The 22431-nt window shown below is 66.1% G+C and carries 22 protein-coding genes; 4 read left to right on the forward strand and 18 right to left on the reverse strand.

Annotation, left to right across the window (positions count from 1 at the left end):
- A partial coding sequence (locus tag VKI00_RS24265; RefSeq protein WP_324442045.1) for a PhzF family phenazine biosynthesis protein occupies positions 1-253 on the forward strand: 253 nt, incomplete at its 5' end.
- Here VKI00_RS24265 and VKI00_RS24270 read toward each other — a convergent pair.
- The 5 genes from VKI00_RS24270 to VKI00_RS24290 form a co-directional block, all read right to left on the reverse strand.
- Entirely contained in the window at positions 250-663 is a 414-nt protein-coding gene (locus tag VKI00_RS24270) for a DUF1330 domain-containing protein (RefSeq protein WP_324442047.1), read from the reverse strand. The two genes, VKI00_RS24265 and VKI00_RS24270, sit on opposite strands and share 4 nt — an antisense overlap.
- 32 nt (positions 664-695) lie before the next feature.
- Positions 696-1181, reverse strand: a complete 486-nt coding sequence (locus tag VKI00_RS24275; RefSeq protein WP_324442049.1) for a peroxynitrite isomerase — start codon at positions 1179-1181, stop codon at positions 696-698.
- Between the two features lie 9 nt (positions 1182-1190).
- Positions 1191-2399 carry an FAD-dependent oxidoreductase gene (locus tag VKI00_RS24280; protein WP_324442050.1) on the reverse strand — a complete coding sequence of 403 codons (1209 nt, stop codon included), beginning with the start codon at positions 2397-2399 and terminating at the stop codon, positions 1191-1193.
- 49 nt (positions 2400-2448) lie between these two features.
- Entirely contained in the window at positions 2449-2913 is a 465-nt protein-coding gene (nrdR, locus tag VKI00_RS24285) for a transcriptional regulator NrdR (protein ID WP_324442052.1), read from the reverse strand.
- Between the two features lie 171 nt (positions 2914-3084).
- On the reverse strand, positions 3085-3567 hold the full coding sequence (locus VKI00_RS24290; RefSeq protein WP_324442054.1) for a LysM peptidoglycan-binding domain-containing protein: 483 nt from the start codon (positions 3565-3567) through the stop codon (positions 3085-3087).
- A gap of 209 nt (positions 3568-3776) precedes the next feature.
- Here VKI00_RS24290 and lexA point away from each other — a divergent pair, with 209 nt between their 5' ends.
- The gene (lexA, locus tag VKI00_RS24295; RefSeq protein WP_324442056.1) at positions 3777-4475 is read left to right on the forward strand and encodes a transcriptional repressor LexA; all 699 of its coding nucleotides are present in this window, start codon (positions 3777-3779) and stop codon (positions 4473-4475) included.
- 18 nt (positions 4476-4493) lie between these two features.
- Here lexA and VKI00_RS24300 read toward each other — a convergent pair whose 3' ends face one another.
- Together VKI00_RS24300 and VKI00_RS24305 are read right to left on the reverse strand one after the other, a co-directional pair.
- Complete coding sequence (locus tag VKI00_RS24300; RefSeq protein WP_414687280.1) at positions 4494-6512, reverse strand: hypothetical protein; 2019 nt, start codon at positions 6510-6512, stop codon at positions 4494-4496.
- Between the two features lie 606 nt (positions 6513-7118).
- Positions 7119-8279, reverse strand: coding sequence for an acyl-CoA dehydrogenase family protein (locus VKI00_RS24305; protein WP_324442058.1), 1161 nt, complete (start codon positions 8277-8279; stop codon positions 7119-7121).
- 105 nt (positions 8280-8384) lie between these two features.
- Here VKI00_RS24305 and VKI00_RS24310 point away from each other — a divergent pair, with 105 nt between their 5' ends.
- On the forward strand, positions 8385-8891 hold the full coding sequence (locus VKI00_RS24310; protein WP_324442060.1) for a hypothetical protein: 507 nt from the start codon (positions 8385-8387) through the stop codon (positions 8889-8891).
- A 129-nt stretch (positions 8892-9020) separates the two neighbouring features.
- Here VKI00_RS24310 and hflX read toward each other — a convergent pair whose 3' ends face one another.
- The 6 genes from hflX to VKI00_RS24340 all read right to left on the reverse strand — a co-directional run bounded on the left by hflX (position 9021) and on the right by VKI00_RS24340 (position 14928).
- A complete protein-coding gene (gene hflX / locus VKI00_RS24315; protein WP_324442062.1) occupies positions 9021-10445 on the reverse strand; it encodes a GTPase HflX in 1425 nt (474 codons plus the stop codon).
- Between the two features lie 44 nt (positions 10446-10489).
- Positions 10490-11362 carry a diaminopimelate epimerase gene (gene dapF, locus VKI00_RS24320; RefSeq protein WP_324442064.1) on the reverse strand — a complete coding sequence of 291 codons (873 nt, stop codon included), beginning with the start codon at positions 11360-11362 and terminating at the stop codon, positions 10490-10492.
- Between the two features lie 4 nt (positions 11363-11366).
- The gene (gene miaA, locus VKI00_RS24325) at positions 11367-12272 is read right to left on the reverse strand and encodes a tRNA (adenosine(37)-N6)-dimethylallyltransferase MiaA (RefSeq protein ID WP_324442066.1); all 906 of its coding nucleotides are present in this window, start codon (positions 12270-12272) and stop codon (positions 11367-11369) included.
- Complete coding sequence (locus VKI00_RS24330; protein WP_324442068.1) at positions 12269-12958, reverse strand: hypothetical protein; 690 nt, start codon at positions 12956-12958, stop codon at positions 12269-12271. Before VKI00_RS24330 ends, miaA begins: the two co-directional genes overlap by 4 nt.
- A 9-nt stretch (positions 12959-12967) precedes the next feature.
- Positions 12968-13885, reverse strand: a complete 918-nt coding sequence (locus VKI00_RS24335; protein WP_324442070.1) for a DMT family transporter — start codon at positions 13883-13885, stop codon at positions 12968-12970.
- A 137-nt stretch (positions 13886-14022) separates the two neighbouring features.
- Positions 14023-14928, reverse strand: coding sequence for a DMT family transporter (locus VKI00_RS24340; RefSeq protein WP_324442072.1), 906 nt, complete (start codon positions 14926-14928; stop codon positions 14023-14025).
- Between the two features lie 334 nt (positions 14929-15262).
- On the opposite strand from VKI00_RS24340, the gene VKI00_RS24345 reads away from it, so the two are divergent.
- Positions 15263-16585 (forward strand): DUF349 domain-containing protein, encoded by a 1323-nt coding sequence (locus VKI00_RS24345; protein WP_324442074.1) that lies wholly within the window; start codon positions 15263-15265, stop codon positions 16583-16585.
- Here the strand turns inward: VKI00_RS24345 and VKI00_RS24350 are convergent.
- The 5 genes from VKI00_RS24350 to msrA form a co-directional block, all read right to left on the reverse strand.
- Entirely contained in the window at positions 16582-17199 is a 618-nt protein-coding gene (locus tag VKI00_RS24350) for a hypothetical protein (protein ID WP_324442076.1), read from the reverse strand. The genes VKI00_RS24345 and VKI00_RS24350 overlap by 4 nt on opposite strands.
- The gene (gene miaB, locus VKI00_RS24355; RefSeq protein WP_414687278.1) at positions 17196-18788 is read right to left on the reverse strand and encodes a tRNA (N6-isopentenyl adenosine(37)-C2)-methylthiotransferase MiaB; all 1593 of its coding nucleotides are present in this window, start codon (positions 18786-18788) and stop codon (positions 17196-17198) included. The genes VKI00_RS24350 and miaB overlap by 4 nt, the downstream gene beginning before the upstream one ends.
- Before the next feature lie 31 nt (positions 18789-18819).
- Entirely contained in the window at positions 18820-19341 is a 522-nt protein-coding gene (gene recX, locus VKI00_RS24360) for a recombination regulator RecX (RefSeq protein WP_324442078.1), read from the reverse strand.
- Entirely contained in the window at positions 19307-21451 is a 2145-nt protein-coding gene (gene recA, locus VKI00_RS24365) for an intein-containing recombinase RecA (protein WP_324442080.1), read from the reverse strand. The genes recX and recA overlap by 35 nt, the downstream gene beginning before the upstream one ends.
- Before the next feature lie 182 nt (positions 21452-21633).
- The gene (gene msrA / locus VKI00_RS24370; protein ID WP_324442082.1) at positions 21634-22335 is read right to left on the reverse strand and encodes a peptide-methionine (S)-S-oxide reductase MsrA; all 702 of its coding nucleotides are present in this window, start codon (positions 22333-22335) and stop codon (positions 21634-21636) included.
- Positions 22336-22431: the final 96 nt, after the last annotated feature.

Consider the following 22431-nt stretch of genomic DNA (forward strand, 5'->3'; position numbering starts at 1 on the left):
TGTGCCGCACTACTTGTGGACGTGGATTGATGAGTCAGCCGGGTCCTTGCGCTCGCGGATGTTCGCGGCCAATCTCGGTGTGGCGGAAGACGAAGCGACGGGCTTCGCCGCCGTGCGGATGACCGAATATCTCAGCCGCGACTTGACCATCACCCAGGGCAAGGGATCGGTGATCCAGACCACCTGGAGCCCGGAGGGCTGGGTGCAGGTCGCCGGTCGCGTCGTCGATGACGGCGTCACGCACTTCGTCTAGAGCGCCATTTGCGTCGCGCGGATCAGCAACTGCCCCTCGAGCCCGGCGGCGCGGTGGACGCCGATCTCCGCGACTTCCGGCGACGTCACTATCGCGGCAAATGCGGCGGCCGAAGGATATTCGACCAGCACGCAGGTGTCCCACAGATCCTCGACATCGCCGATCACCAACGAGGCGATATCGCCGCCGAACAGCACCTTTCCGCCACCTTGTTCGATGACGTTCTGCATCGGCGCGGCGTAGAGGTCGTAGGCCTGGCGGCCGGTCAGGTCACTGGGGCGTCCGTCGGGATAGACCGCCTTAGCCCGGAACGTGAGCAAGTTGACCATCACAACAGGACCGCCGGAATCGTCGGCCATCAATGCTTCGACGCGGGAAGCCGTTGGGTAGGCCGCATTTTCGACGTCCACGCTATCGTCTCCTTGCTTTCGGACCGTGCCGCTCAGCTCTTACGGTGCAACACCGCGGCCAGGTGGTGTTGCACCGGTTGTCCGACCGCACCCATCTGCAGTGAATACGACAGCTCGTCGGCGTCCACTCGGAAGCGGCGGCCAAGGGCGGTCACTTCTTTGGCGGTCGGTGTCAGACCGATATTCGAGGTAGTCATCTCGAGATCGATCGTCGTGCCGTCGGCAGTGTATGTGCCGACCTCGATTTCGGTGATGCCGCTTGGGTGTGCGAGCACCAGTTCAACGTGACCGGGTCGCGGTACCCGAAGGTATCCCGTCTCGGCGTGCAGCGGCTTCCCGTCCGTCGCGGCCCTGGTCTTTTGCCCGTACACCAAAAACGGCTTGCCCACATGGGAAAACGCGACTTCCTCGAGGTACTCGAACGGCTCGATTGTGGGGTATTCCCCGGACCCACGACCCTCCCATGCGCCGAGCAGCGGAGCGAGCTCTTGCAGGTCGGGGTGCAGTTCAGGCGCCATCCGGCCAGCCTAGCCAGCGTGGATGTCCGGCGTGCGTACATGCTCGGGACGGAAGCCCCGACCGACGACAATCGGCGGGATGTACTGCAACGGACCGCGGCCCACGAACTTCGGGATACGGATCGGCGACAGGTCACCGGTCAAATACGGTTCGGCCGCCCTGTTCTGGATGAATACCTGACCGGCCTGGATGATCCGAGCGGGTAACTCGCGCCGGCGCTGCACCTTGGCGAGGTCGGCATCTATCAACCGACCTTCGCGCAGCGGCGCACAGAGAATGTTGGCCGCGGCCACAGCATCAGCAACAGCGAGGTTGATGCCGATTCCACCGGCCGGTGACATAGCATGCGCGGCATCGCCAATGCACAGCAGGCCCGTGCGCCACCATGTCTTGAGCCGATCCACCCGTACATCGAGCTGGCTGGTGTCGTCCCAGGAGTGCAAATCGTTGACGTGTTCGCGCAACTTCGGCTGCGCGGACACCAGACGCTCTTTGAACGCCTCCAGTGAGCCGTCTCGCGGGTTCTGGCCCTTCGGCATGACATGCGCGACCTGCCAGTAGTCACCCCGGTAGATCATGGCCATCAGCAGGCCCCTACGGAGTACTCCGACCAGCTCTTGAGGATCGCCCGGGCGCCACTTCAGCCGGAACCACAAGACGTCTATCGGGGAGGCCGCGCTGGCGATCTCCAACCCCGCCGCGGCGCGCACTGCCGATGCGCGCCCGTCGGCGCCGACCACCAGCTCGGCACGCACCTCCAGTTCCGGCGTGCGCACCCCGACGACCCGACCACCCTCGACGATCACATCCTTGACCTCGGCGTTGCGGATCAAGGTGAATTCCGGGTAAGCACTTGCCTTTTCGGCGAGAAAGTCGAGGAAGTCCCACTGCGGCATCAACGCGATGTACGGCTGTTTGAAGCCCAGCCATTTGAGCGCGGCGAAGTTACCGAAAGTGCGAAGTGAGCCGTCGGTGTCGAAGGCAACGCGGGTGATCTTGGTGTGCGGTAGACGCAAGAACTCATCGATCAACCCCAGCTCGTCCATGATCCGCAGGGTGGTCGGATGCACGGTGTCGCCGCGGAAGTCGCGCAGGAAGTCATTGTGCCTTTCCAAGACAACAACCTGGACGCCGGCGCGGGCCAGCAACAGAGCATGAACCAGGCCCGCGGGACCGCCACCGACGACACAGACCTGGGTTCGCAGAACTCGGGTCATGCCCCGACACTACCTACGGAAAGTTTTCTCGAGACTGTTGACGGACCGATCAACCGGAAGCGGACACCTCGCGGTGGGCGCGCAGCGCCTGGATCTCGCGCTCGAAATCGTCTGCAGACGAAAAGGACCGGTACACCGAGGCGAATCGCAGATAGGCCACCTCGTCGAGTTCTCGCAGCGGACCGAGGATCGCCAGCCCGACCTCGTGGCTGGGGACTTCCGGTGAGCCGCTGGCCCTTACCGCATCTTCGACCTGCTGGGCCAGTAGGTTCAGCGCATCGTCGTCGACCTGGCGACCCTGACAGGCCCGGCGCACACCGCTGATCACCTTCTCCCGACTGAACGGTTCGGTGACGCCGCTGCGCTTGACGACCGCTAGCACCGCGGTCTCCACCGTGGTGAATCGCCGCCCGCACTCGGGGCATGACCTGCGACGCCGAATGGCCTGACCTTCGTCGGTCTCCCGGGAGTCAACCACCCGGGAATCGGGATGGCGACAGAACGGACAGTGCATGACCGCTCCTTCGCCGCGCCGACAACGGGATGTCTGAGACCACCCCGAGCGTACCTGCGCGGTCCCCGCGGACCTAGCGTCATCGGAGGTCGCGCCCGGTATCCGCGGCCGTCACGGCAGTTATCGACGACCATTGAGCCACGCGGGTTTCGGCGCTGCACGGCGGAACCCTCAGCCCACCGGTGCGATCAGCGTCGAACCGGCGGTCACCGTGGCGGAGTCGAGATCGTTGAGTTCGCGGATGCGCGCGGCGACCTGACCGGTCGGCGCGTCGGGTGCCACCCGGGCCGCCAAGTGCTGCAGAGTCTCCCCTGGTTCGACCCGCACCACGGCGAGCCGGTCGGGAATGTGAGCCGCCTTCTGGTCGGAGTCACTACGCAGCATGTCTCCGACGTGCGCCACCAGCCCGAGCCACACGGTGATCAGCGCGGCGAGGATTGCCAGCCCCACGGTGGTCGCCGGCGTGATCGGACGTGGCCGATGCGGCGCCGTCGACATCAACACTCCGGTGCCGCGGTAACGCGGGGGCGACGCGACCGGCCTCGACGGCTGCGGACCCTGTGATCCGGGCCGGCCACGGTGGCCTGCGGGACGCACCCGGACCGGCCGACAGCGGATCGGCGCGCTGGGTGAGATCGTCTCGATGGGCATCATGTGCGTTCCTCCAGTCAGCTAGGTTCGATCACTTGTTCGAAGCATAATCGATAGTGTGTTCGAATTCCGAACATGTGATCGAACTGTTGCACACACAGCAGACGATAGGGCGCCCCACCGACAACTTTCGCACCGCAGCGGGGCGAGAAATCCGACACGCCTCGAACACATGTTTGATATCGACGCCGGGTGCGGCTACATTCGTCCGTATGAGCGACAGCGATACAACGGGCGGCGGCCCCGAGCGCGGTGCGCGATCTGGGGATTCGGGGCTCACGCAGCGGCAGCGCACGATCCTGGACGTCATCCGGGCTTCGGTCACCACTCGCGGATATCCCCCGAGTATCCGGGAAATCGGCGATGCGGTCGGTCTGACGTCGACTTCCTCGGTGGCCCACCAATTGCGCACGCTTGAGCGCAAGGGCTATCTGCGCCGCGACCCCAACCGCCCGCGCGCGGTCGATGTTCGCGGCGCCGACGACACCGCGAGGCCGCCGGTTCTAACCGACGTCTCGGGCTCGGACGCGCTGCCCGAACCGACCTTCGTTCCCGTCTTGGGACGTATTGCGGCCGGCGGCCCGATCCTTGCCGAGGAAGCCGTCGAGGACGTCTTTCCGCTGCCGCGAGAACTCGTCGGCGAGGGCGCGCTGTTCTTGCTCAAGGTGGTCGGTGACTCGATGGTCGACGCCGCGATCTGCGACGGTGACTGGGTCGTGATCCGTCAGCAGAACGTGGCTGACAACGGCGACATCGTGGCGGCGATGATCGACGGGGAGGCCACCGTCAAGACCTTCAAGCGCACCGGTGGCCAGGTCTGGCTGATGCCGCACAATCCGGCCTTCGATCCCATCCCGGGCAACGACGCCGCCGTGCTCGGCAAAGTCGTCACGGTGATCCGCAAGATCTAGCTGCTGCGGCCCGGTCGGCTAGTCGGCTTTGGTGAACCCGTTCGCTTGCGCGATTTCTTCGGTGGCGAACCAAATTTCGGCGAGCGTGTCCTCATATAGCTCACTGTCGGGCATGTAGTAGACGCCGAAGCTGGCGTTGGCCTTGACGGGGTATCCTTCCGGCACCTGGTAGGGGTCATCCATCGGAAGGTGAATCGCCAACTGGCCGGCCGCAATTGGCGTAGCCGCAGTGAAGTGGGTGGTGTCTTCGTCGATGTCCGCTGCTGCGTGTCGTCCGCCTCGGACTTCGCCCAGTATTGGGATCCCCGTCGGCGCCGTGTCCACTGCGTCGGGATCCTCGTCAAGGTGCTCATCGAAGTGTTCGTCAAAACGCTCGTCAAGGTGCTCGTCGAACTGTTCGTCAAGGTGCTGGTCGAAGTGCTCGTCCAGGTCTTCGTCCAACGCGGAGAACTCTGCGGGACTTGCGATTTCGCGGGACGTCGGCTCGTCGACCAATTCGGCGTGCCCAGGCGGCATCCCGGTGCTGGCCGACTGACTGGGCAGGCGGACGGTTCGCGGACGCAGTGCCGCCCGGTAGCCGTCGGACAAGCTCGACGACGCGAGATCGCTGTCGGCCTCCGGCGACCAGCGGGAAACAGACTCCGTTACGGGCTCGTCGCCAGGTTCGATGGCCTTGCCGTCACGTCCGGCACGGCGTCGACGCCACCCCCACCCCACCAGTCCGGCGATCCCGACCAGGACCAGCGCCGGGACGCCGACCAGAAGCAACCACCGACGCCAGTTCACCGCGCTGAGGCCGCCGCCGCTCGACGTCGCACCAGCCGGCGTCTTCTGCCCCGGCACCTGCAGGCCGGACAGTGACGATGCCAAGTTCGCTGGCTGGGTGCTGAACGTGTTCTTCGCCTGGTTCCAGGAGATCTGGCCACCGGTGAACTTCTGCGTAAGCACGTGCTTGTTCGCCGTCTGATCGCTCAAGGGCGCGCCCAGCTTGCCGGCGGCTCCCCCGAGTTTGTCCCACGCCGCTTTGATGGCGCCGCGGATCACAAACGCGCCGTGCTCGGGCGTCCAGAAGATCACCGGCTTGTCGGCGGCGGCAAACGCGCCCACCCGGCTGGCCGACTTGAGACCGCCGTCGGCCTCATTGGCGATCGGGAAACCGAGGCTGCCGCCCGGGCCGCCCAGCGCCTCGTACCTGGTTAGAATGTCGCTCTCGACGGCGTTGGCGCCGCTGGCCGGGCTGAAGAAGATCTTGCCGCCGGCGAAGTTTTGGGCCAGCCCGTCGCCGCCCACTGGATACTGATCGCCCTGTTTGGCACCCAGCGGGCCGGAGGGGCCGCCGGCCGCACGCCACGCCATGTTGATGGCCGCGGTCGGATCGATGGGTACTTGCAGGTCGCTGAGCCCTCCCGCCAGGTTGGGCGGGACGGTGGTGAAGGCTTTGGTCAGCCGGTTCCATGACACTCGGCCGGCGCTGAATGCCTGAGTCGCGACTTCCCCGTCGTAGGTTTCGTCGCCGACCGGAACGCCGAGCACACCACCGGAGCTGCCCAGTTTGTCCCACGCGGCGTTGATCGCCCCGCGGACCACGAAGGCCCCGTGCTCGGCGGTCCAGTAGATCAGCGGCTTGTCGCTGGCCGAGAAGGTGCTGACCCGGCTGTCGGGTCCCGCCAGCCCGCGCGCTTCGTTCATGGTGGGAAAGCCCAGGTCGCTGGCGGCCGGGCCACCCAGAGCCTCGTACTTGTCCAGGATTGCGCCCGACATCGACCTGGGGCCGGTCGCCGGCGTGAAGAACATCTTGCCGTGCACGAAGTCCTGGGCGAATCCTGCGCCCGCGGCATATGCCTCACCCTGTTTGGCGCCGAGATCCGAATTGTCGCCGCCGGCGTCCTTCCACGCTGCGGTCATCGCATTGTCGGCATCGCCAATCGGAGATGCCGACGCGACTGGCGCGAATAGCGCCGTGCTTAGCCCAAAGGCTGCCGCCAGCGCCATCGCACGCGCCACGAACGTGCCAGATCGACGTTTGTGCCCTGCCATCACACCTCCCGGCGGCCGCCCCACCAGTTGCAACCGCTCGGCGGGCCGGCACAACAGTGGTCCGGCCGACGGCAATTGCGATGTCATATCGAAGACCCTACGGAAGGGATATCACGTCGACGCTGAAATGATCTTCACATCGTTACTTGGTGTCGCATTCTGCTCCTTCAATTTTGCGTCACTGCGCCCGATACCGGGGTGGCTTCCGGAGCGGTCTGGTCCATGATCGCCGGGCTCGTCCTGGTCGACGACCTGTTCAGCGTCCGCACGCCACACGCCGACGTTGCGCGAAGCGGCGGTGTGGTCGGCCCTTTACCGGAATCGCGATCGCGTTCGGTTTTGACATCTGGGCCTTCGGCGGGACACCTATGGGCGTCGAATACTTCGCTTGTTACGTCAGCAACGACTCTTTCTGTTCATCGTGAGTAGTTTCGCTGTGCCGTGGATCGCCGCGCAGAGAGTGCTGTTATTTCGGCATCCTCTTGGCGATGTCGGTACACCGCGGATTCATTTTTTGGCGCCGCGTTGATCGCGGTCTTGCAGCCCGTCGTTGCGCACGACGCTCAGGCTCCAGCTGGAGGCCGAGGCTACGGCCGACGGCCTCGGCTAAACGCCCAGGCTACGGCCGATGATTTCCTTCATGATTTCGGTGGTGCCGCCGTAGATCGTCTGCACCCGCGCGTCGAGATAGGCTCGCGCAATTGGGTATTCGCGCATGTAACCGTAGCCGCCGTGCAACTGCAGGCAGCGATCGATCAGGTATACCTGCTTCTCGGTGGAATACCACTTGGCCATCGCCGCCTGGTCGGCAGTCAACTTCTCGTCGAGGTGCAGGCGGATGTACTCGTCGACCATGATGCGGACCGCGGTGGCCTCGGTCGCCAACTCGGCCAGCAGGAATCGGCTGTTCTGGAAACTTCCGATCGACCTGCCAAAAGCCTTGCGCTCCTTGGTGTATTGCAGGGTCTGCTCCAGCACCGTCTCCATTGCGGTGGCGGCCATGATCGCGATCGAAATCCGTTCCTGCGGCAGGTTTTGCATCAGGTAGATGAAGCCCATGCCCTCCTCACCGAGCAGATTCTCGGCGGGAACCTTGACGTCGGTGAATGACAGCTCGGCGGTATCTTGGGCGTCCAGGCCGATCTTGTCGAGGTGCCGGCCGCGCTCGAAACCCTCCATGCCACGCTCGACAGCCAGCAGCGAAAAGCCTTGCGCACCTTTGTCCGGATCAGTCTGGGCCACCACGATCACCAGGTCGGAGTTGATGCCGTTGGTGATGAACGTCTTCGACCCGTTCAGCACGTAGTGGTCGCCCTGCTTGACCGCGCGGGTCTTGATGCCCTGCAAATCGCTGCCGGTGCCCGGCTCGGTCATGGCGATCGCGGTGATCAGCTCGCCGGTGCAGAACTTCGGTAGCCAGCGCTCTTTTTGGTCGTCGTTGGCCAATCGCAGCAGATAGGGCGCCACCACATCGTTGTGCAGTCCGAACCCGATGCCGCTGTAACGGCCCGCAGTGGTCTCTTCGGTGATGATCGTGTTGTAGCGGAAGTCAGGGTCGCCGCCGCCGCCGTACTGCTCGGGCACCGCCATGCCCAGGAAGCCTTGCTTCCCGGCCTCCAGCCACACCCCGCGGTCGACGATCTTCGCGTTCTCCCATTCGTCGTGATGGGGGGCGACGTGGCGGTCCAGAAACGCCCGGTAGGACTCGCGGAACAATTCATGCTCGGGTTCGAACAGCGTGCGCTGGTATTTGACGGCACTACCCATGGATGACCTCCGGCAGGGCTTGGGACTCTGCCGCCCAAGATATACCAACTACCAACCGGATGGTTGGGCGGCCCGCGGTGCCTACCCGGGCTTACAGTCAGCGACGTGGACGAAACGCTCCTGGTGGAAGAACGCGGACAGCTGCTCGAATTCTCCTACACCGACATGCTGTGCTACGCCGGGCCGTATTCGCCGGCCGGCGTGGCGAATGCCTTCAAAGTGATGCAGCGGGCATTTGCGGCGTTGTCCCCAAACCAACCGCCGCAGCGGCGATCGGTCCTCATCCGCACCGCCTTTCAAGGACCGGGAGCACGTGACGGCTTCGAGGCCGTCACCCGTGCGGTGACGGACGGCCGCTACACGGTTGACCCGGCACTGGCACGACCCCGTCGGGGACGGCTGCTGCAGAGTTTCGTCTTCCAAATCACCATCGCAGGCCGCTCGGCGACGCTGTTGCTGCGCCCCGGCTTCGTCACGGCTGAATTCATCGACCTGGCCGGCAAATCCGATCGCAGTCAGACCCAAGAAGCACACCTGGACCAGCTCAAAGCAGAGCTTGCGCAGCGAGTCCTGGCGGCACCTGCCGAAGACGTGTACGACATGGCCGACTGAGATCGACCCAACGGAACGTTAAATTCCTCAACGCTCGCTGAATAACTTTGTTTGTTCTTTTCGCCTTCCGGCGTTTCCGCTCTCTGCGGCTAGGGTGGCAACGACGGCACGCAAGCGGCCGGACGGGCCTCAGTGAGCGCCGTTCGCCGAGAATTGGCGCAGGCTGGCGGCCAGCGCCACCGGCACGCGCGCACGGATTCGGGTGCCGTCGTTGGTGTGCTCGGTCTGCTGCACCCGGCCGTCGGCGTGCACGCGAGACACCAAATCACCACGGTTATAAGGGATTACGACGTCGACGGCGGTGTCCGTGGGGGCCGCCAGCTCGGCCATCCGCCGACGCAGCGCGTCGATGCCATCCCCGGTGCGCGCCGAGACGAATACCGCCGCGGGCAGCGCGCGGCGCAGCTTGGCCAGCCCCAAATCGCTTGCGGCATCGACCTTGTTGACCACCAGCAGCTCCGGCGCCGGATCGCCGTGATGATCGGCGATCACTTCGGAGATCACTTGCCGCACGGCGCTGATCTGCGCCAGCGGGTTGACGTCGGAGCCGTCGACGACGTGCAGCAGCAGGTCGGCGTCGACGACCTCTTCCAGCGTCGAGCGAAACGCCTCGACCAACTGGGTCGGCAGATGCCGCACGAAACCGACGGTGTCGCTGACCACGTACGCACGCCCATCGTCGAATTCGCCACGGCGAGTGGTGGGTTCCAGGGTGGCGAACAGCGCGTCCTGCACCAGCACCCCCGCTCCGGTCAACGCATTGAGCAGACTTGACTTGCCGGCGTTGGTGTAGCCGACGATCGCGATCGACGGCAGATCGCTGTCCAGTCGGCGGCTGCGCTGAGTGTCGCGGACCTGCTTCATCGCCTTGATGTCGCGGCGCAGCTTCGACATTCGCTCGCGGATGCGGCGACGATCGGTCTCGATCTTGGTCTCACCTGGACCACGCAGACCCACGCCGCCGCCGCTGCCGCCGGCACGGCCACCGGCCTGCCGCGACATCGATTCACCCCAACCGCGCAGCCGCGGCAACATGTACTCCATCTGCGCCAGCGTCACCTGGGCCTTGCCTTCGCGGCTGGTGGCGTGCTGGGCAAAGATGTCGAGGATCAGCGCCGTGCGGTCGATGACTTTGACCTTGACGGCCTTCTCCAGCGCGGTCAGCTGAGCCGGGGACAGCTCGCCGTCGCAGATGACGGTGTCGGCACCGGTGGCCAGCACCACCTCCCGCAGCTCCTGCGCCTTGCCCGAGCCGATGTAGGTCGAGGCATCCGGCTTACTGCGACGCTGGACCATGCCTTCGAGCACCTGCGAACCGGCGGTCTCGGCCAGTGCGGCCAGTTCGGCGAGGCTGGCATCGGCATCCGCGGCGCTGCCCTCGGTCCACACGCCGACCAGCACGACCCGCTCGAGGCGCAGTTGCCGGTACTCGACCTCAGAGATGTCGGCGAGTTCGGTGGATAGCCCGGCGACGCGGCGCAACGCCGAACGGTCGTCGAGAGCAAGTTCACCCGTGCTGGGCGGCAATTGGTCGGGAAAATCTGGATACGTCATAGGTAATTAGATGGTGCACGCCAAAACGGCTACATGCACCCGAATTAACGCTGCGCTGCCTGCCACCATTCCTCGCTGAGTTCCCCGTGAGCGACCAGCACCGACGGCCCACGCAGGTAGCTGGTCGCCTCGGTGATGGTGACGACGACATCGCCGCCCGGTATCCGCACGGTCAGCGTGCCGCTGGCCGCGCCGGCATAGGACAGTGCAGCCACCGCAGCGGCGACCGTTCCGGTGCCGCACGAACGGGTTTCGCCGACGCCGCGCTCGTGCACCCGCATGCTGACCGCGCCGTCGGCCGGCGCGGTCAGGACCTCGACGTTGACCCCCTCGGGGAACTGCGCCTTGTCGAACGTCACCGGCGCCGCGACGTCCAGAGCCGCCAGTGCCTCGAGGGTCAATTCAGGGTCCACACACGCCAGGTGCGGGTTGCCGACGTCGACGGCCAGCCCGCTGAAGGCGCGGCCACCGACGACCGCCTGCCCCTGGCCCAACGCGTTGGATTTGCCCATGTCGACGCTGACGTCGGCGTTGGTCGCATCGACGTGATGCAGCACGACGGGTCGGGGGCCGGCCAGTGACCCGACGATAAACTCGTCGCGGGATTCCCAGCCGCTGGCGCGCAGGTAATGAGCGAATACTCGCGCGCCGTTGCCACACATCTGCGCCGTCGACCCGTCGGCGTTGCGGTAGTCCATGTACCAGTCGTCGGCGGTCACGCCGTCGGGCACGCGATCCAGCAGCCCCGCAGCCAGCACCGCACCCGCGGTGGTGACCCGCAGCACCCCGTCGGCGCCGAGTCCACGACGCCGATCGCACAACGCAGTCACCACCGCGGGCGTCAGCGTCAGCTTGGCGTCCAGATCGGGCAGCAACGCGAAGTCGTTCTGCGTGCCGTGACCCTTGGCAAATATCACCTGCTCAGGATACGTGGCGCCAGGCGCGCACCGCCGCGTCCGCATTGTCGGCCGCGCTGGCATCCAGCCAATGGATCCGGTGGTCACGGCGAAACCACGACCGCTGGCGCCGCACATAGCGGCGGGTGCCGATGAACGTCGGTTCCCGCGCGGCGTCGCCGTTGCCGCCGGCGTCGAGGTCGGCGAGCACCTGCGAATAACCCAACGCTCGCGACGCGGTCACGCCGTCACGCAGCCCGCATCCGAGCAGTCTGACCACTTCGTCGACCAGACCATCATCGAACATCGTGTTGGTGCGTTCGGTCAGTCGCTGGTCGAGAAGCTCAGTATCACAATCCAATCCGACGATCACGGTGTCCCAGCGCGGTGTGCCGATCACGGGTGCCGACGCGGCGAACGGCTGACCGGTGAGTTCGACGACCTCAAGCGCACGCACGATGCGCCGGCCGTCGGTCGGCAGGATCGAAGCCGCGGCCGCCGGGTCGCGACCGGCAAGCTCGGCGTGCAAGCTCCCCACCCCGATCTCGGCAAGCCGCAACTCCCACTTCGCCCGCACCGCCGGGTCGGTCGTCGGGAACGACCAGTCGTCGAGCAGCGATTGGATGTAGAGCATCGACCCGCCGACCAGGATCGGCACCCTCCCCCGGGCCGCGATCGCCTCGATGTCGGCAGCCGCGGCGCTCTGGTAGCGGGCGACGGTCGCGGTCTGGGTGACGTCGAGGACGTCGAGCTGGTGATGCGGGATGCGGCGGCGTTGCGCGACAGGCAGTTTCGCGGTGCCGATGTCCATCCCGCGGTAGAACTGCATCGCGTCGGCGTTCACGATTTCTCCGCCGAGCCGCTCTGCGACGTCGAGGGCCAGCTGCGACTTACCGGTGCCCGTCGGGCCGACGATCGCCAGCGGCCTCACGGCTGCCAGACACCGGCGAAGTACCCGACGCCGTAAGGCGCCGCCCGGTACAGCTCCTTGGCCGATCGCGGTGCCGGCTCGGCGAGACCCGCGAGCACACCGAAGGCCACCCGCCCCATGACCTGCTCGGGCAGCCGGCTCAGCGCGGCCACGTCGCCGCTGGCCAGCGCATCGTCTAGGGCAAGCTGAACATCAACGTCAGCGGGGCGATATCCACCCGGGGCGGCCGGGGTCAACGTGTTGGCGCCGTCGGCGCTCACCAGAACGCCCGTCGGCTCGTCCGCCGCGCCGATCTCGGTGCGCAGTTGCCTGCCGAGGGCCAGCGCAGCGTCAGCATCGTGGTTTGCGGCGTACGCACGGACCTCGGCTCGAGCATCTGGCTGCGCCTGATCCCGCATCCACCCGGCGATCAACGCGCAGAGCGGCAGCTCGACCGGCTGACCGGTTGCCTGCTGCGAGAGCCGCACCACCACATCGACACCGAAACCCGCAAACGTCCCAACGCCGTCCGGGCCTACCACGACGTCGGTGGTGGCCGCCACCCCAACGACCACCCAGCGTGGCGGCAGGGCCGCGACAGCGGCGATCATGGCCGCCCGCAGCTCGGCCACCTCGTCGGCCGCCGCTCCGGCGAGCTCGGGGACCAGCACCGGCGCAGACGGAATGATCGCGATAGTGCTCAACACGCCATCAAACTAACGTTCCGACGGCGAAAGGGGTTGCCCAATGGCCTTCGACCGCCCCGTGCCGAACTCCTCCATCGTCGCGGCCTCGCCGCGAGCCAGCGCCACGGTCGACATGATCATCACGATCACCGCCGCCAACAAGACCAACAATGTCTCCTCGTCGACGCGCACGCTCTCCGAGAGCACGGTGATGGCCAAGATCCATCCCACCAACGGTTTCGCCAAGGTCATTGTCGGCAACGACGCCGTGAGGTCGCCGGCGCGAAAAGACGCCTGTTGGAACACCATGCCGGCCAGCGCGACGGCGAGCCAGGCATACAATTCGGGCGCGCGCAGCAGCGCCCCCACGCCGTCTTCGCTCGCTTCGACAACACCCTTTGTCAGCACCGCGAACAGCGCCAGCGACGAGCCGGCCACCACTGCCAGCAACACCGCGGCTACGGCACCTGACCAGATTCGGGCGCCCAGCACGCAGAACACCAATGCCGGGCCCATCACAATCGCCACCACCGCCCAGGTTTCCAGCGGGGCGCGCTGCTGGTCGGACGTCGGATTGCCGACCATGACGATGACCGCAACCGCGGCCGCCAGCGCCGCCGCCCAGAACCATTCCCGAGCGGTTACCCGGTGATGGGTGATCCGCGCGTTGATCGGTAACGCGAACAGCAACACCGTCACCTGCAGCGCGGTCACCAACATCACCGACCCCAGGCTCAGCGCCGCGGCCTGCAGAGCGTAATTGGCCACCGCGGCCACCGCGCCCCACCACCACCGGGTGTCGCGCACCGACAGCAGGAACAGCTCCCACGCGCCGACCGGTTTGTCGACGATTTCGTGTGCAGAACGCTGCCGGATGACGGAGCCGATCGCTGATACCAGGGCGGCGCCCAAGGCAAGCAGTGCGGCGACCACATTCGCACTCCCCATGGGCGACCTCCTCAGCGACTCCCGACCAACTGTTCCATGCACAGGCTACTGAGCGGGGAATCCAAGGCCTCGGCGCGCCGCGCCACAGCAAATGCCAAACTCACGCTTAACAGTAAATGTCCGGCAAATAGCTAACGTTACGACGGCGCCCTCTGGGTAACGATCACATCACGTCCGGCGCCGGCCGCGATGGTGGCAGCCTCGCCGCGAGCCAGCGCAATGGTCGAGACGACAACCACCACCGCGGCGGCGATCAGCACAAACGACTCGGGGCCGCCGACGCGCAACGTCTCGCCGAGCACCAGCACCCCGAGCAGCGACGCCACCACCGGCTTCGCCACAGTCACTGTCGGCAGCGAGGCGGTCAGCGCACCGGCACGGAACGACGACTGCTGAAAGATCATCCCGGCCAACGCGGCCGGTATCAGAGCGTAGGTCTCGGGCGCCCGCAGCAATGCCCCAAAACCGCCTTCGACCGCCTCAACGGCACCTTTGGTCAGCACCGCGAACAGCGCCAGCGACGAGCCCGCCACCACCGCCAGCAGCACCGGCGCGGCCGGCCCGCCCGACCACAGCCGCGCGCCGAGCACGCACAACACCAAGATCGGACCCAGCACTACGGCCACCGCCACCCAGGTCTGCAGCGAACCCCGGTCGTTGCCGGCGCTCGGGTCACCGACAGTGACCAGGACCGCCAATGCGGCAGCCAGCAGCACCGCCCACATCCACTCCGACCGGGTGACCCGGTGATGAGCCAGCCGCGCATAAATCGGCAACGCGAACAGCAGCGACGTCACCTGCAGCGCCGTCACCAGCATCACCGAACCCAGCGCCAGCGCGCCCGCCTGCAGGCTGTAATTGGCGACCGCGCCGGCGGCGCCGAGCCACCACCGCCTGTCGCGCACCGACAACCGGAACAGCTCGAGGTGGCCAACCTGCTTATCGGTGATTTCCTGCGCCGACCGCTGACGGACCACGTCGCCGATCGCGGACGCCAGCGCGGCGCACAGCGCGATCAAAGCGGCGAAATCCGCTTTCGACATGCCCGATCTCCTCGCCGACGGCCAGCCCGCAACCGGCTATCTACACCGCCCGTTTACCACCTGTTTCCAGGGATACCCTATGGCGCTGGAGACGGGCAGCGGCGCAGGCACAAGCTGCGAGGGCCCGGTTATTGCGGTAGTCCGAGGCGGTGACGCAGACGCTGCCGTGGGCAGGGGAAAACGGGCTGCAGTGCCAACTCGGAACGCACCGCGCAACAAGCTGCTTCAATACTCCTGGGGCACTCCTGGTGCCCGACGAATGCAGTTGACGGCGCCGCAATGCGCGGCAGGTGCGCGGCCAACAACCGCGCGAAGGGTTAGGTGACGGCACCCCATGACGCCTGAAGAAACACAGAACGGACCCCGGCCCACCCCGCGGCCGGGACCGCGGCCCGGGCCCAAACCGTCATCCCGTCCTCACCCTCACCCAGTCGCGGGGCCGCTGCCCAATGACCCACATCGATTCGGACGCGTCGACGCCGACGGAACGGTATGGCTGATCACCGCCGCTGGCGATCGGGTCATCGGGTCGTGGCAGGCCGGCGACGCCGAAGCCGCGTTCGCCCATTTCGGTCGACGATTCGACGACTTGAGCACCGAAATCACGCTGATGGAAGAGCGCCTGGCCTCCGGCACGGGCGACGCCCGAAAGATCAAGGCGACCGCCGCCAGCCTGGCCGAGACGTTGCCGTCGGCGCATGTGCTCGGGGATGTCGATGCGCTGGCCGCACGGCTTGCCGGCATCGGTGAGCGAGCCGAAGCTGCCGCCGCCGCCGACCGCTCCCGTCGCGACGAGCATCGCGCGGCCCAAACCGCCCGCAAGGAGGCACTGGCCGGCGAAGCCGAGGAGCTGGCCAATACCTCGACGCAGTGGAAAGCCGCCGGCGATCGGCTGCGCGCGATCCTCGACGAATGGAAGACGATCAGCGGTTTGGACCGCAAGACCGACGACGCGCTGTGGAAGCGCTACTCGGCTGCGCGGGAAACCTTCAACCGGCGACGCGGATCCCATTTCGCCGAATTGGACCGCGAGCGGACGGGTGCCCACGAGGCCAAGGAACGGCTCTGCGTACAGGCCGAAGAGCTCGTCGATTCGACGGACTGGGGCGCGACCAGCGCCGCGTTCCGCAATTTGCTGACCGAGTGGAAGGCCGCCGGGCGTGCGGCCCGCGATGTCGATGACGCGCTGTGGCACCGCTTCAAGGCCGCTCAGGACACCTTCTTCAAGGCGCGTAATGCCGCAACCGCCGAACGAGACAGCGAACTGCACGCGAACGCCACGGCCAAGGAGCAGCTGCTGGTCGAGGCGGAAAAGCTCGACACGAGCAACCACGAAGCCGCGAGGTCGGCGCTGCGGTCGATCTCCGACAAGTGGGACGCGATCGGCAAGGTGCCGCGGGAGCGGTCGGCCGAGCTCGAGCGGCGGCTGCGCGCAGTCGAGAAGAAAGTGCGCGACGCCGGCGAATCGGACTGGTCCGACCCCCAGGCGCAGGCCCGCGCCGAGCAGTTCCAGGCACGTGCCGAGCAGTTCGAACGCCAAGCCCAGAAGGCCGAGGCGGCAGGGCGCAGCAAGGAAGCCGAAGAGGCCAAGGCGAATGCCGAGCAGTGGCGGCAATGGGCCGACGCCGCCGCGGATGCGCTGACCCGCAAGCCCTAGCTGGACTCGTTGCCGTTGTCGTCGGGCGCCTGGGTCTGCTCGGAATCGTCGAGAGTTTCAAGCAGCGTCCGGGACTGCTTGACCGCGACCGCCCGACGACGCTGCTCCTCGGCGGCAAGTTGCACGATCGTGCGCGACCACACCACCCGCGCCCAGTGAAACGTCAACAGGATGATCGTGATCCAGGCCACGACCAGACCGACACCGGGTCCGGGATGACCGGCGGCAACGGTCTGCCGTGACCAAACGGCCAGTAACCCGGCAGCGCTGGCCACCGCCGAGCCCGCCAGGGCCACCCAGGCCAACGCCCAGCGTCGGGTCAACAACGCCAACATCGAGAAGCCGACGCCGAAAACCAGTGCCAGCCAGGCGAATACCCGTGACGGCAGCGCCACCGCCGCCGCCCCGGAACCATGGGTGGAAAACAGCACATCCCATCCGCGCACGTGACCGGTATGCGGCAAGATGAACGACCCAATCAGCACGAATACCAGGATGGCAACGACCAAAGCCCTTGCGCCCGGCTCGATTTCACGGGCGATTCGCCGCTCTGCCGCTTCGATATCATCCCGGAAGGCGTCGAATTCGCCCTTGTTGCGCCCGCTTTCACTCATCGAGTGCACCCCAGCGGCTCCTCCGCCGCAGCCGGTTGCCCCACTCCCGGCATGCCGAGGTTTAATGGCCCGGCTCCTCCTCTGACTCGTCCCTCGTCCGCATCGTCGCCAGGCGGACCGACGCCGCTCGGACGTTGCCCGCAGGCGTGAGCATCACCGGCGCGGGTGCGGCGGTGGGTAATGACGTCGCCGTCGGCGATGAGGTGATGCGGCGCGGCGTCGGTGATGATCGTCGTGACGATGTCGCCCGGACGCACCTGCTGAGTGCCCGGCGTGAAATGCACCAGGCGACCGTCTCGCGCGCGTCCGCTCATCCGCGCGGTGCGGCTGTCTTTGCGGCCCTCGCCGGTGGCCACCAGCAACTCGACGGTCCGTCCGACCTGGTGGCGGTTCTCCTCCAACGCGATCTGTTCCTGCAGCGCCACCAGGCGTTCATACCGTTCCTGCACGACGGCCTTGGGCAGCTGACCGTCCAGTTCGGCGGCGGGAGTGCCGGGGCGCTTTGAGTATTGGAAGGTGAACGCACCGGAGAAGCGGGCCCGTCGAACGACGTCCAACGTCGCGGCGAAGTCCTCCTCGGTCTCGCCGGGGAAGCCGACGATCAGGTCGGTGGTGATCGCCGCGTGCGGCATCGCCGCCCGCACCCGCTCGATGATGCCGAGATAACGCTCAGCGCGATACGACCGCCGCATCGCGCGCAACATCCGGTCGGACCCGGACTGCAGCGGCATGTGCAGGGCGGGGCAGACGTTCGGCGTCTGTGCCATCGCGTCGATGACGTCGTCGGTGAACTCGGCCGGATGCGGCGAGGTGAACCGCACCCGCTCCAGTCCGTCGATGCGTCCGCATTCGGTCAGCAGTTCGGCGAAGGCGCCACGATTGCGCGGTAACCGCGGGTCGGCGAACGAGACGCCGTATGCGTTGACGTTTTGGCCCAGCAGCGTGATTTCCAGCACGCCGGTCTCCACCAGCGACCGCACCTCGGCCAGGATGTCGGCCGGGCTGCGGTCGACCTCCTTGCCCCGCAACGACGGCACGATGCAGAAGGTGCAGTTGTTGTTGCAGCCAACCGAGATGGAAACCCAAGCGGCGTAGGCAGATTCGCGGGCCGCGGGCAGTGCGGACGGAAATTCCTGCAGTGCCTCGGCGATTTCCACCTGGGCAACCTTGTTGTGCCGCGCCCGATCCAGCAGCGTAGGCAACGATCCGATGTTGTGGGTGCCGAAGACGACGTCGACCCACGGCGCCTTGCGCAGCACGGTGTCTTTGTCCTTCTGGGCCAGGCAGCCGCCCACCGCGATCTGCATGTCCGGGTCGCTGCGCTTGCGCGGGGCCAGATGGCTGAGGTTGCCGTAGAGCTTGTTGTCGGCGTTCTCTCGCACCGCGCAGGTGTTGAAGACCACGACGTCGGCGTCGTCGCCGTCGGGAGCGCGCCGATAACCGGCCGCCTCCAGCAGACCCGCCAACCGCTCCGAGTCGTGGACGTTCATCTGACATCCGTAGGTGCGGACCTCGTAGGTGCGCGACGACGCGTACTCCCGCGGCGGAGCCGCTCCTCTCGCCGCGTTCGGAACCACCGTCGAAGTCACGGGGCCATGGTACGGCGGATTCGCTGCGCGCCTAGACGCGCCTGCGCTCCCGTTCAGTGGCCAGCTCGACGCTGACCACGTCGTAGGCCATCGTCTGGCCGAACCCACGGCGCGCCAGCATCGCCACCAGCCGGCGGCTCACCCGGGCGTCGTCGTCGCCGAGCTTCTCGCGCCGCAGCTTGGACCGCACCAGCTGCTCGGCCCGGCCGCGCTCGGCGGCGGGGTTGATGCCGCCGAGCACCGAGGTGATCACGTCGTTGTCGACACCCTTGGTGTGCAGTTCAGCGGCCAACGCGCGCTTACCTTTTCCCGCGTTCGCCCGGCGGGAGTGCACCCACTGTTCGGCGAAGTCGGCGTCGTCGAGCAACCCGACGTCAGTCAGCCGGTCCAGCACCCGGGCACTGAGGTCGTCGGGATAGCCGCGCTTGGCCAGCTGGCCGGCCAGCTCGGCGCGGGTGCGTGCCCGCGCGGTGAGCAGGCGCAGGCACAACGCCCGCGCCAGCTCCTCGCGAGACGGCTCAGAAATCGACGGGGGCGGGCAAGACGCTGTCATCGGTCAAGCCATCGGTCACCACCGCGCCAATGCCGAGCTTTTCCTTGATCTTCTTCTCGATCTCGTTGGCCACGTCGGCGTTCTCCATCAAGAAGTTGCGGGCGTTCTCCTTGCCCTGACCCAGCTGCTCGCCCTCGTAGGTAAACCACGACCCGGACTTGCGGATGAAGCCGTGATCCACGCCCATGTCGATCAGCGAGCCTTCCCTGCTGATGCCCTTGCCGTAGAGGATGTCGAACTCGGCCTGCTTGAACGGCGGCGACACCTTGTTCTTGACCACCTTGCAGCGGGTGCGGTTGCCCACCGCGTCGGTGCCGTCCTTGAGCGTCTCGATGCGCCGAACGTCCAGTCGGACCGAGGCGTAGAACTTCAAAGCCTTACCACCCGTTGTGGTTTCGGGCGAGTTGTGCACCATCACTCCGTCAACGAAGTAGTTGTGATTGCCTTCGACCTCGATGTCGAATCGATTCATCGACCGAGTGTGCGGCTTGACATGCACATCCAGCACCCGAGCCGGCACCAACCGCTGCGTCGGTGCGACGAATTGAGGCGTGACTTGGCAGCGCCCGCGGAACCGCGGCAACAGCTTGTACTCCATGGACGGCGCCATATGAGGCGCCACCAGCTCTTGGAACTTCGCTGTCGCTGCCGTGGAGAACACCAGCACCGCCTTGCCGGCCGAGCCGGCAGAACGCAGACGAACATCTAGCCCATGAGTGTCGCTCAGGTAGTCACGCAGCCGCAGCCGCGTGCCTTCACTCATGGCCTCGACGCAGATCTCGATGCGGCCGCTACCACCAGCAGTGCGTTCCTGCAATCCCTTGGAACGTATGGTGAATGAGCCGTCGTCCATGTACCAGATCGCCAGGGCCAGCGGCGTCAGCGCCTTGAGGTACTCCTCGGAGAAGAACTTCTTGCCGTCCCCGAGGTACACCGCGCGCTGCAACTCGGCGAGCTCTGCCAGCGGAGTGAAGTCGACAAAACTCGCGCCCTTGGCGTTCTCTCGCACCGCGTGCTGAATGTTGCCCATTAATGCGGTCTTCCACTGTAGGTACTCCACCTGCTTGGCGCCGTGTCCTAGCCGGAACCGGACACCGTTGCGGTCGCGCAGGTTGGGCGACAGGTTGCCGTCGCCCATCAATGACCCGAGCACAACCTGGAACTGCTGGTCGCTGAGCAGATGGGGTTCGGTCGCAAGCACCCGATCTCCGGTGTTGAGGTCACCGGCTTCAGCCCAGCCGGCGGGTGTGCGAACGAGGTGGTTAGGTGTCGCCGCAAACTGCGACTTGCCGTTGCCAGCCGACTTTTCGACGGTGAACTGGAGGAACTGTTCGGCCGGTCCGTTGTTGAACCAGTTCACTACTTTGCGGGGCACAATCTGGTCGGTAGCCGGGTCGTAGGACAGCACCTCGACGTCCATCTTGTTGTTGACGATCTTGCCGATCTTTTCGGTAGTGCCATCAGCCAAGGTGACTCGGGTGGCATAGTTCATGCACCCGAACATCACTCCGATCTTCTCGCGCAGCTGGTTGATGAAGATCGCGGTGGTGCCCGAATTACTTAGTGCCCCAGTTATTTTCCGCAGCGCCTGGCTCATCAGCCGGGCCTGCAGGCCGACATGGCTGTCGCCCATCTCACCTTCGATCTCCGCCCGCGGTACCAGCGCGGCCACCGAGTCGATGACCAGAATGTCCAGCGCGCCGGAACGGATCAGCATGTCGGCGATCTCCAGTGCCTGCTCACCGGTATCGGGCTGGCTGACCAGCAGCGAATCGGTGTCGACGCCCAGATTCTTGGCGTACTCGGGGTCGAGCGCGTGTTCGGCGTCGATGAACGCCGCGATGCCGCCGGCGGCCTGGGCATTGGCCACCGCGTGCAGGGCGACGGTGGTCTTACCCGAGGACTCCGGACCGTAGATTTCCACGATCCGGCCGCGCGGCAGGCCGCCGATGCCTAGGGCGACGTCCAGGGCGATCGACCCGGTCGGGATGACCGAGATCGGCTGGCGCACCTCGTCGCCGAGGCGCATCACCGCACCTTTGCCGTGACTCTTCTCGATCTGGGACATCGCCAGTTCGAGGGCCTTCTCGCGGTCAGGGGCTTGCGTCATGGTGCTACCTCTCGGTGTAGTCGTTGTTCGGTTGACCGGTATCGATCAGTTGGCCGCGACGCTAGAGGCAGGGTCTGACAAGCGCCCTGACCAGCATCTGACCGTCGAACACCGACCACATTAACGAACATGTGTTCGATGACAAGTAGGCGCGCCGTATTGCCGGCGAGAAGCAGCGCCGGCTAGCCGCGGTATAGGTCCGGGAACGTCGACCTGAGCGCGTCCAACTTGGGCAAGTCGTTTTGGACGATGTACGGGTTGTTCGGATTCAAGTCGAAGAAGTCCTGGTGGTAGGCCTCCGCGGGGAAGAACTGGGCTGCCGACGACACGCTGGTGACGATCGGCGCGGGGAAGGCGCCCGCTTGGTTCAGCTGGGCGATGTACGCATCCGCAATCTTCCGTTGGGTATCGTTCTGAGCAAAGATCACCGAACGGTACGAAGGGCCCACGTCGGGTCCCTGACGGTTGAGTTCGGTCGGATCATGCACGACGGCGAAAAAGATCTGCAACAGCTGGCCGTAGGTAACCTGAGTCGGGTCATAGGTGATGCGTACCGTCTCGGCGTGCCCGGTGGTCTCGGTGGTGACTGCCTCGTAATTAGCTGTCGCCGCGTCGCCTCCCGCGTACCCGGATTGGGCCGCGTTCACCCCCTTGACGTGCTGGTAGACGCCCTGCACACCCCAGAAGCAGCCACCGGCCAGAACCGCGGTCTCAGCGTTGGGGCGCCCCGTCGCCGGTTCGTCGACCGTGGGTGCCGGAATTGCGCTCGACGCGCTCGCGGACGGCATCACGGAAGATCGGACGAGGAACACCGTCGCGGCGAGTCCCACCACTACCAGGCCAGCCGCCAGGATCGCTCGCCAGCGAAAAGTCGCAGCATTCATTCCAGCCTCCGCATTCGGTTGCACACCCTGAGTACTTCGTACACGAAATACACGCATAGAGAGTTCGTCGCGGACGGAGCTTCGGGCCGGTGCCGC

Source organism: Mycobacterium sp. (genome assembly GCF_035314665.1).
GTDB lineage: Bacteria > Actinomycetota > Actinomycetes > Mycobacteriales > Mycobacteriaceae > Mycobacterium.